This is a genomic window from Micromonospora sp. NPDC005173 (genome assembly GCF_040608515.1).
In the GTDB taxonomy this organism is placed as follows: domain Bacteria; phylum Actinomycetota; class Actinomycetes; order Mycobacteriales; family Micromonosporaceae; genus Micromonospora.
In genome coordinates this window covers 1-9,448 of record NZ_JBEXIK010000086.1, presented here as the reverse complement: position 1 = coordinate 9,448, position 9,448 = coordinate 1, and the positions used below count along the sequence as shown (strand labels likewise).

At 68.1% G+C, this 9,448-nt stretch carries 9 protein-coding genes; 4 read left to right on the top strand and 5 right to left on the bottom strand.

Annotated elements, in window-relative coordinates; translation table 11 throughout:
* Window positions 1–189: 189 nt before the first annotated feature.
* A complete protein-coding gene (locus tag ABZV00_RS37330) occupies window positions 190–666 on the bottom strand; it encodes a VOC family protein (protein ID WP_355615228.1) in 477 nt (158 codons plus the stop codon).
* Between the two features lie 25 nt (window positions 667–691).
* Entirely contained in the window at window positions 692–2,113 is a 1,422-nt protein-coding gene (locus tag ABZV00_RS37325) for a PLP-dependent aminotransferase family protein (protein ID WP_355615222.1), read from the bottom strand.
* Here ABZV00_RS37325 and ABZV00_RS37320 point away from each other — a divergent pair.
* Together ABZV00_RS37320 and ABZV00_RS37315 are read left to right on the top strand one after the other, a co-directional pair.
* Window positions 2,112–3,359, top strand: coding sequence for an aminotransferase class V-fold PLP-dependent enzyme (locus ABZV00_RS37320; RefSeq protein WP_355615219.1), 1,248 nt, complete (start codon window positions 2,112–2,114; stop codon window positions 3,357–3,359). The two genes, ABZV00_RS37325 and ABZV00_RS37320, sit on opposite strands and share 2 nt — an antisense overlap.
* 7 nt (window positions 3,360–3,366) lie before the next feature.
* Window positions 3,367–4,656: an MFS transporter gene (locus ABZV00_RS37315; protein WP_355615216.1), complete on the top strand. Its 1,290-nt coding sequence runs from the start codon at window positions 3,367–3,369 to the stop codon at window positions 4,654–4,656.
* 322 nt (window positions 4,657–4,978) lie between these two features.
* On the opposite strand, the gene ABZV00_RS37310 is transcribed toward ABZV00_RS37315, so the two are convergent.
* Window positions 4,979–5,392, bottom strand: coding sequence for an SRPBCC family protein (locus ABZV00_RS37310; RefSeq protein ID WP_355615213.1), 414 nt, complete (start codon window positions 5,390–5,392; stop codon window positions 4,979–4,981).
* A 480-nt stretch (window positions 5,393–5,872) separates the two neighbouring features.
* On the opposite strand from ABZV00_RS37310, the gene ABZV00_RS37305 reads away from it, so the two are divergent.
* The gene (locus ABZV00_RS37305; protein ID WP_355615210.1) at window positions 5,873–6,523 is read left to right on the top strand and encodes a hypothetical protein; all 651 of its coding nucleotides are present in this window, start codon (window positions 5,873–5,875) and stop codon (window positions 6,521–6,523) included.
* Window positions 6,524–6,700: 177 nt separating this feature from the next.
* Here the strand turns inward: ABZV00_RS37305 and ABZV00_RS37300 are convergent, their stop codons facing one another.
* Both ABZV00_RS37300 and ABZV00_RS37295 read right to left on the bottom strand, forming a co-directional pair.
* Window positions 6,701–7,225: a YfbM family protein gene (locus ABZV00_RS37300; RefSeq protein ID WP_355615225.1), complete on the bottom strand. Its 525-nt coding sequence runs from the start codon at window positions 7,223–7,225 to the stop codon at window positions 6,701–6,703.
* A gap of 492 nt (window positions 7,226–7,717) precedes the next feature.
* On the bottom strand, window positions 7,718–8,899 hold the full coding sequence (locus ABZV00_RS37295; protein WP_355615207.1) for a hypothetical protein: 1,182 nt from the start codon (window positions 8,897–8,899) through the stop codon (window positions 7,718–7,720).
* Between the two features lie 158 nt (window positions 8,900–9,057).
* On the opposite strand from ABZV00_RS37295, the gene ABZV00_RS37290 reads away from it, so the two are divergent.
* Window positions 9,058–9,448 (top strand): site-specific integrase (locus tag ABZV00_RS37290; RefSeq protein ID WP_355615204.1); only part of this gene is annotated, 391 nt, incomplete at its 3' end.

Sequence of the window (9,448 nt, the reverse complement as noted above, 5' to 3'; positions counted from 1 at the left end):
GCCTGTGACGACGACATGCATGACGGGAATAGAGCACAGCGATAGGACAAGCTCGCTCCAGCCAAAGGGGACACCCAGACGTCCGGATCTGCCGCGATCCGCGCGCTACGCGGCGTCACGAAGTGCTGACTCGGCCGGCATACGCACATGCCGAGATGAGGGCGTACGGGGATGGCGGCGCATGCCTCGTCAGGAATGCCGCTCTGAAGATGAGCGGGTCATGCAGAATTCGTTTCCAGCTGGGTCGCACAGCACGGCCCAGCCGTCGCCGTCGGGCGTGCGGTGATCGGCCAGCATGGTCGCGCCCAGCGCGAGGACGCGCTCGACCTCCCTGTCGCGGTCCCGGTCCGCGGGCTGCAGGCACACGTGCAGCCGGTTCTTGACAACCTTGCCCTCGGCGGCAAATAGCAAGAAACGGACATCTTTGGGGGAGTGGCTGAGGGCAACCTTGTCGAACCAAGAACCGATGCCTCGGCAGGCAGGCGGCTCAGCCGCGACCGCAGCCGACGGCCCGGCGAACCCGGGCCACGGCCACGTCGAGGTCGGCGTCGAGGGGCCGGCTGCCTGCTCACGCTCGCCGGATCCAGCTCGCCACCGGACCGGGCTGGGCGCCCACCGCCGGCTGACCGGGGCGGGGGCGAGGACACCGGCCCAGGGTTGGAGCATGATGTGCTGGCGAGCGACGGGCACTTTACGAATCGGCGCTACGCAAGTGTCTTGTCGCCTTGCTCAGTCGGTGCACGCCTTCGGATAGCTGGGCCAGGTCGGCCGTAGCCGCGAAGCCGAGACGTAGATACGCCCCTGATGGTTCGGCGGCGAAGTAGCCGCTGCCGACGCTGACTGCGACGTCTCGGGCGTGGGCAGCATCGGCGATCGCGGTAGCCGACTGGAGGGGTCCCGGTATGCGTACCCACAGATGCAGGCCGCCCTGGGGGACGCTGGAGAGCGTCCATTCCGGAATTTCCGTGGCGAGTGCGGCGGCGAGGGTCGCGCTGCGTTCGCGCAGCGCGGTGGCCAGCCCGCGCAGGTGCCGATCCCATGACGGTGTGCTGATCAGTTCGACGGCGGCTTCCTGCAGCGGTCGGGCGACGAAGAAGTCGTCGACGAGCCTGGTCGCGCGAAGCCGGTGAGCCACGGGGCCGCGGGCTATCAGCGCGCCGATGCGCAGGCTCGGTGACGCGGGCTTGGTCAGGGAGGTCAGGTAGACCACTGTGCCGTCGTCGTCATCGGCTAGCAGAGGGCGGGGCATCTGTCCGCCGTGGCCGAGCAGCCGCGCGAAGTCGTCTTCGAGAATGAACGCCCCGACGGCGCGGGCGAGGTCGAGGACCTGGCGGCGGCGCTCGGGTGGCAGAACCGCGCCGGTTGGGTTGTGGAAGGTCGGTTGGCAGTAGAGCAGCCGGGCGCCGGTCGTCGCGAACGCGTCTGCGAGCAGGTCGGGGCGGATGCCGTCGGCATCGATCGGGACGGGAATGGGGCGTAGTCCGGCGGCACGCGCGGCGGCCAGGGCGCCTTGGTAGGTGGGCGACTCGACCAGGATCGGGCTACCGGGCGCGGCGATGGATCGAAACGCCATGGAAAGGGCGTCTTGTCCGCCGCTGGTGATCAGCACGTCGTCGGCGTCGACGTTGGCATCGACGAGCCGGGCGAAGAGCGAACGCAGTGTTTCCAGTCCGGCGGTTGGTGCGCGGTCCCAGGCGTCGGGTCGCCGGGCTGCCCGGCTCAGCGCCCCGCCCAGGGCTTTGGTCGGCTGCAGGGAGCGGTGCAGGTAGCCGCCCGCCAGTGTGATCGTGCTCGTCGGTGGCGGGCTGAGCAGGTCGGTGGCGGTGCGGGCGTCGACGCTGCGGTCGCCGAGCGCGACCGTCTGCCACGACGTATCAATCGCGGCGTGGGGCGTGCGTGGCCGGCGGGGCGCCACGAAGGTCCCGCTTCCAGGCCTGGTCACCACTGTGCCTTCGGCGGCCAGCGCCGCAACTGCCCGCGCCACCGTCACTGGGCTCACGCTGTGACTACGTACCAGGTCACGATTGCTGGGCAGCCGGTCACCGGGTGCCAGGCGGGCGATCTCCGCCCGCAGCGTGGAGACCAGAACGACAATAGTGCTACTCTCTACCATGAGGGAACATGATAGCGCTATCACCGCTTCTGGAGAAACGCTCCTCGACCTCACCGCCCTACGGGCCGACACCCCCGGCTGCGAGTCGGCAATCCACTTCAACAACGCCGGCTGCGGCCTGCTCGCCCGGCCGGTACACCAGGCGATGGTCGAGCACCTGGACCTGGAGGCGCGTATCGGCGGCTACGAGGCCGCCGATGTCCGCGCCGGCGAGATCAGCGATTTCTATGCCGCCACCGCGGAGCTGATCGGTAGTCAGCCAGGCGAGATCGCCTTCGCGGCCAGCGCCACCGATGCCTACACCCGGGCGCTGTCGTCCATCCCGTTCCAGCCCGGTGACGTCATCCTCACCACCCGCAACGACTTCATCTCCAACCAGATCGCCTTCCTGTCGCTACGCAAGCGGTTCGGCATCGAGATCGTGCACGCACCCGACCACCATGACGGCAGCGGCGTTGACGTCGACGCGATGGCGCAGCTCATGCGAACACGGCGTCCGCGATTGGTCGCGGTAACCCACATCCCCACCAACTCCGGGCTGGTCCAGCCCATCGCGGAGATCGGCCGTCACTGCCGGGACCTGGAACTGATGTATCTGGTCGATGCCTGCCAGTCGGTCGGCCAGTACCCGATCGACGTCGACGAGATCGGCTGCGACTTCCTGACCGCCACCTGCCGCAAGTTCCTGCGTGGACCACGCGGCACCGGCTTCCTCTACGTCGCCGACCGGATCCTGCGCGACGGCTTCGAGCCGTTGTTCATCGACATGTACGGCGCGCGCTGGACCGGTCCCGACACCTATCGCCCGGTCGACACCGCGGCGCGGTTCGAGGACTGGGAGTTCCCCTACGCAGCCGTCATCGGCAGCGCCGCCGCCACCCGCTACGCGCTACGCGTGGGCATCGAGCCGATCTCCCGGCGCACTCCCGCCCTGGGCGCCCGCCTACGCGACCAGCTCACGCAGATTCCCGGCGTACGCGTGCTCGACCGCGGTCCGAACCCCGCCGCGCTGGTCACCTTCGACGTCGCCGGCTGGGAACCGGTGCCGTTCAAGCAGGCCCTGGATACACACCGGATCAACTCGGCACTCAGTTACCAGCACTTCGCCCAGTACGACTTCGCCGACAAGGACGTCGCCTGGGCGCTGCGGCTCTCGCCGCACTACTACAACAGCGAGGACGAGGTCGACGCCGTCGCCGAGGCCGTCGCCCACCTCACCGCCAGCCGGCGCACCAACGAAAGGTAGCAAGGTCGTGCAGACCCTGGACATGACAGACCAGGCATCGACGGTCGGCCCACCGGCAAGCCTGCGGCACAACCGGGACTTCCTCAAGTTCTGGCTCGGCGAGAGCATCTCCCTGCTCGGCACGCAGGTCACCACCCTTGCCATACCACTGACCGCGATAAACGCCTTCGGCGCCACCGACGAACAGGTCGGCCTCCTGCGCTTCCTGCAGCTCGTCCCGTACCTCGGGCTCGCCGTGCTGTTCGGGGTATGGGTCGACCGGGCCCGGCGCAGACCGATCATGCTCGCCGCCAACCTGGCCCGGATGCTGCTGCTGGCCCTGGTGCCCGCGCTGTACTGGACAGGCGCGCTGAGCATAACTCCGCTGATGATCATCGCGTGCGCTGTCGGTGTCGCCTCGGTGCTGTTCGACGTGAGCTGGATGTCGTATGTGCCCACGCTCGTTCGTGACCCCAGGCACTACGTCGAGGCCAGCGCCAAGATGGGCATCAGCTCCTCGGCCGCCGACATCGCCGGGCCGGGTCTCGCCGGGGCCCTGATCAGCGCGGTGACCGCGCCGGTGGCCATTGTCGTGAACGCTGTCTCGTATCTGGTCTCGCTGGTGTTGCTTCTGCTGATACGCACCCGAGAACCCCAACCGCCGGTCGCCGAACGCCGCCACCTGAGGACCGAGTTGCGCGACGGCCTACGGTGGGTGATCGACAGCCGCATCCTGCGCTGGCTTGCGGGAATCGGCTTCTGCTGCAATTTCTCGATGATCACCGTGTGGACGATGTTCCTCCTCTACGGCACCCGTGATCTGCAGCTGAGCTCGACCATCCTTGGTGGCGTCTTCGCAACGGCGTCGGTCGGTGGGCTGCTCGGCGCGGTCATCTCGCGCAAGGTGATCCAACGGTTCCCCATCGGGCGGGTCTACCTCGTCGCCCAGTCAGCCCTGCTGCTCGGCCCGACGCTGATCGTCGTGGCAGCCGGTCCGCGACCGCTGGTTGTCGGGCTGTGCGCCCTGTCTTTCTTCACCACGTACCTCGGACTCGGCGTGGCCGGCGTCATCATCGTCAGCCTCCGCCAAGCGGTCACCCCGCAATCGATGATGGGCCGGATGACCGCCGTCTTCCGCACCCTGCTCTTCGGCGGCGGAGCGCTCGGCGGACTCACCGCAGGCCTACTCACCGGAGCCATCGGCGCCAAAGCAGCGCTGGCCGTCGCGGCCACCGCCTCGGCCGCAGTGGTGATCGTGCTCGTCGCATCACCCGTGAGCCGGCTGCGCGCCTTCCCTACGGCGGCAACGGCGAAATAGCACAGACAAACGCCTGGTGGCCGGCAGCCGTAGCAGGCTGCCGGCCACCAGGCGTCACAACGCCGGGCTGCATGCACCGGACCCGCAACGCGCTGCCTACGTCTTCGGCGACGGGCAGCGCGCGGGCCACGCCCCAGCCGCGCTGCCAGCGGACGATGAGATCTCGCAGGTTGCTCACCCATCGAGGAGATCCCTTGCACCTGAGCGGCCCGCCAAGCCCTGAGACGCAATGAGCCCGAGATCACGTGCGCGGATCTGCCGCGATCAGGGCGCCGGCTCACCGGTCGCTGAACGACCGGATCTGCCGAGAAGAGTGCGCCGCCTATCGTTTGGCTTCGTTGGACTCGAGGACTTCCTTCATCTCCTCGATTCCTCGCTCGACCCGGCCCCGCACCGCATCGATCATGGCATGTGGGAGGACATCGGTCAGCCAGACTAGCCGGCTGTGATCGCCGTCGTCGAATACTTGGAACGCCGCGTGGTGGTAGGTCAACGGCAAACGTTGCCCCTCCGTCACCGTGTACGCCATCCTGCGGATGGTGTGGTCGATCGCGAGAATGAGCTCGCGGACCCGCGACCCGTCCGGCATGGTCAGGATGCGGACGTCACCCTCGATCTGGGCATCAGCCACCCGGCCGGGCAACAGTCGCCGGTGTACCGCACCAACATCCGCGACAGCCTCCCACACCCGCTGCGCCGGGATGTCGATGGTGACTTCGACACAGACCGTGGCCATGACTCGATACTTCCCATCGATGCACGGAGGCGATGCTGGCCGGCGCAGCCTACCGGCCCCGCTCACCCAATCGCCGGAAGGACTGAGGCGTGGATTCTGGCATCGCTTCTGGCATCCGCCGACCGCGCGTGGTAGCCAGCGGCGAGCCGTCACGCTCGGTAGCGGCTCACTTGGCGAGCCGACACCCTGAACTGCTGATGAGAGTGCGCTGAAAATTCGGCAATCATTCGCGGCGGCCTCCATTTCCCCTGCGCAGCCCTTTGAATCATCGTTGTCCAACAAGGACGTAGCGGCGCAAGGGTCAGCCGTCGAGGCCCGATGGTGCGTCCTCTAATTGGACCTTGTGCTGTGGCCTGGCCTCGTGCGCGGCGAAGCCCTTGCCGTGGCCTGCGATCGCCGTGTTGACAGGTCCAGCACCATGGCCTCATGGTTCGAGGATCAGACCTCGGGTGGTGGGGCAAGCACCCCTAGGTCTACATGATGTTCACGACCACCGCCGCGGTGGCGTGCTGGACGACCGTGCTCGTGGCCGCGTTCGCGGTCCCGGAGGCGGCCATCGGCTTCGTGTCGTGCGGTGCGCTGTTCGGTGTACTCATGACGATCGCCGCTGTGTACGCCTGGCACTGGCTGCTCAGAGGCCGGTATCGCGACCGTCGTGCGAACGACAGGATGCGGTGGAACTGGGACATGGCGTTGCTGAGGGCCGGTTCGGTTTTCCTCTGGCTGTTCTTCCTCGGGCTGCTGGCGGGGACCGCGGTCAGTTTCTACGACGGGTGGCGGTTCGACCAGTATGGTGTGACGGCAGAGGCGGTCGTAACGAAGGTCGATGGTAGCTTCGTCACGGTCGCTGTCGCGGCGCGGGATGGCGATCGGTTGGGCGTGCTGGAGACCGTTAGGGGCGATCCACAGCTGGCCGCCGGTGACCGGATTCAGATCGTCTACGACCCTGAACCCGGCGCCAACGACGTCATCTTCGCCGATGGTTCGCCCTACGGGCAGGTGATCCCGCTGGCGATCGGTACGGTGGTCGCGGGCGCGTTCGTGCTGGTGCCGTCCGCGCGTCGACGGCTCACCGATTCCGCGCTCAAGCACTGGCGATCGTCGAATGGCCGTATTCGCCCGCCGCACTGATCTGCCGCGAGCGGTGCGCGCGGGATGAGAAGTTCCATCACCGATTGTAGGGTTCTGCCGCGGGTTCCGATCGCTCTGCCGCTTCCCGCACCAGCCGGCACATGATGCCCCTTCGGCGTAGCTGTACGTGAACGCGGTCCTACCCACTCGGGGTGCCCTGGCGGGCTGAGCCGCCGCTCAGTCAAGCCAGCAGATCACCGCGTCGCCATCCTTGGCGGCTGCAGCGAAGAAGCTTCGGACGCCCGGCAGATAGTGTGCCACCCACGCCAGCTCGCCGGGTCTTTCCCAGGTTCCGGGGTAGATCTCGGCCCGGTTCAACTCCAGCGGGTCGACGCCGCAGATGAGGTCGTCTTCGGTGAGCGCGGCCAGCCGCGAGGCCGCAGCCTCTACCTGGACCGGTGTCAGATAGGAGGGCGGCCCGTAGCCCCAGTCGTCTTCGAGGTTCTCCAGGAAATCGAACATCTCCTCGCTGTCGAGTTCGACGTCTGGCAGTTCCACGAATCCCTCCGCTCCTAGGACCAGCGGAATCTCGAGGCCAAGCCGGTCGAGTAGGAAATCGAGTCCGTTCCATGCCTTGTCGGTGGCGGTCCAGCGTTCGGAGTTGTCGTCCCGTTCCGTCATGGCGAGTTCGTAGGCCCAGCCGAGGTCGGTCCTGGCCTGCTCCAGTTCGTCCGGGGAAACGCGCAGCCAGTTGCCGTTCATGCTCACGGCGCCAGCCTAAATTCCGGCTACGACAGTTCCCCCAACCGCGGGCGAGGATCTCCGGCAACCCGGCGGCGCACTTTTCTGCCGCAGGCCGCGCGTCACATCGTGTTACGGCACGCGACAGTGGTCTGCTGCGGTGCACCGGACGACCTGGATACCGGCGGTCGTGCTGATCACGAGTGCCACGAATGCGGCGACCAGTAGCAGAGTGTTCTCAGCCCGGACGGTGCGCACGTATTCGCCCCCGTTCGCGGGCGGCGGCCGTCAGCGGATCAAGCTCCGGCCACGTCGTCGCCGGTAAGGTTCGCCATCGCGATCGTGCTGCGGCCGTCTGGGCGCAGCATGGAGCCACAACACACCAGGCGGCGGGGCTGGCAACGGTCCACGCAGATGTTCCGCTGGCTCAGGACGGTGCAGGCGACCGGCGGCCAGAGGGACGCCCAGGTGGCGGCAGCTCGGCCGCGGAATCCGGCACCAGGCACGGATGCACTATCCGTCCACGGGATGCATCAGCGCCCCGGGCGCCGGCGGTGCCACCTCGGCGTCGATGGTCAGGACCAGCCTCCGCGTCGCCGGATCCTCCCCGACGCGAACCGCCGCGATCGGTACGTCGGCGCCACCGTCCACGAGTCGCGCCGGTTCCCCGTCTCGGATCTCGCCGTCGAGGCGGCCCAGCAGGTGCACACCCGCACCGTCCGCCAAGGCCTCAGCCACCTCGAACCGCCATCGCGGCGCCGTGCGGCCCGCCGCGCGCGGCCGGTACTCCCGGCTACCCGATCGACTGCGAAAGAACCGGCCACCGAACGCGAGATCGACCTCCCGCAGCTCGTTCAGCGACGTGTCCTGCATGTGCCGCAGCGCGTGCCGGGCCCGACACATCCGTACGCCGTGCCGGATCTCCCACATCCCCGGACCCCACCCCTCCGGATCCACGAGATCACTGACGAGCGTGTCGACGTCGCCGGTCGCGCCCACGGACCGCAAGGCCTCCGCAACGACCGTACGGGCATCCGCCGGCACCACTCCGTCGCCCATGAACGGCAATGCCAACAAGAGCCGCTGCTCGCGGGTCAGCACCGGATCGGGCATGTCGGCCAGCGCGTGCAGTTCTTCCCAGCACAATGCGGGACCGTAGAACTCGCCCAACCCGGCGATCCGGACAGCCGACCCGCCCAGATCCGAGGTGACCAGCACGTCGAGCCCGCCATCGCCGGGCATGTTGCGATTGACGATGCGCAACCAGCGCCACCACCGCTGAGTCGCCGGCGTCAGCCGCACCGACAACACCGGCCACCGCGCCCCATCCAGAAGCGCCCGCTCCATGTCAGAGCGTTCGGACTCGGGTACGTCGAACGCCGCCGACGTGTCGTACACCTCGCCGCCCATGTAGGTCAGGTACGCCGGCCAGAACCCGGGCCGTTCCAGTAAGACATTCCCGTCGACAAGCCGGGCACCGTCCGGCAGCTCGTACCCGGGAATCGTCAGCGCCAGCTCAGACATGGCCGCCATCCTGGCAGAAGCGACCCCGCAGCGCGTGGCCCCTACGGATTTGCCGGCGGCCAGGGACTCGCCTCCCGTTCCCGAAGCGGTCGAAGTTGGCCAGCACGATCGGCACCGGACGACCCGACGCTTGGCGCCCGACGCTGACATCGCAACGCCGAGGTCACACACTGCGGAACGAGTAGCCACAACGTCGGCGGCGCACGGATCTGCCGCTCCGGGCGTGTCTGGCGTTCATCGCCGCCGGGGACGCACGGTGATGTATGGCTGTCTCTCCTGCCCCCGCTTCCGGTGGCGTACCTGCCGATCAGGTCCTTTTTCGCGCCGCGGTGTCCGCCTTTCTGGGCCGCTACCGTGGCCAGACTCGCGTCCATACCGAGTCCGACCTGCGAGTCTTCCTACGCTGGTGCGCCGACCAGGACCTCGACCCGCTGGCTGCGGCACGGGTGGACATCGAGCGGTACGTGCGCTGGCTGCAGGACGTACGCCGGCACCAGCCCTCGACGGTCTCGCGGCGCCTGTCCGTCGTGGTCGGGTTCTTTCGGGTCTGCGTCATCGACGCCGTCCTGGACCACTCGCCGGCCGACTACGTTCGCCGGCCCACGGTGCCGGCCGAGTCGCCGACCCTCGGGCTGGGTCACCTGCAGTTCGAGGCCCTGATCACCACCGCCCGGCTGTCGACAAACCCGAACGACTTCGCCCTGGTCGCGCTTCTGGGCC

Bases quoted from the DNA above. Each gene is read 5' to 3' on its own strand.
- ABZV00_RS37330 (WP_355615228.1), bottom strand. From the start codon at position 666: ATGCTCCAACCCTGGGCCGGTGTCCTCGCCCCCGCCCCGGTCAGCCGG.
- ABZV00_RS37320 (WP_355615219.1), top strand. From the start codon at position 2,112: ATGAGGGAACATGATAGCGCTATCACCGCTTCTGGAGAAACGCTCCTC.
- ABZV00_RS37325 (WP_355615222.1), bottom strand. From the start codon at position 2,113: ATGGTAGAGAGTAGCACTATTGTCGTTCTGGTCTCCACGCTGCGGGCG.
- ABZV00_RS37310 (WP_355615213.1), bottom strand. From the start codon at position 5,392: ATGGCCACGGTCTGTGTCGAAGTCACCATCGACATCCCGGCGCAGCGG.
- ABZV00_RS37305 (WP_355615210.1), top strand. From the start codon at position 5,873: ATGTTCACGACCACCGCCGCGGTGGCGTGCTGGACGACCGTGCTCGTG.
- ABZV00_RS37300 (WP_355615225.1), bottom strand. From the start codon at position 7,225: ATGAACGGCAACTGGCTGCGCGTTTCCCCGGACGAACTGGAGCAGGCC.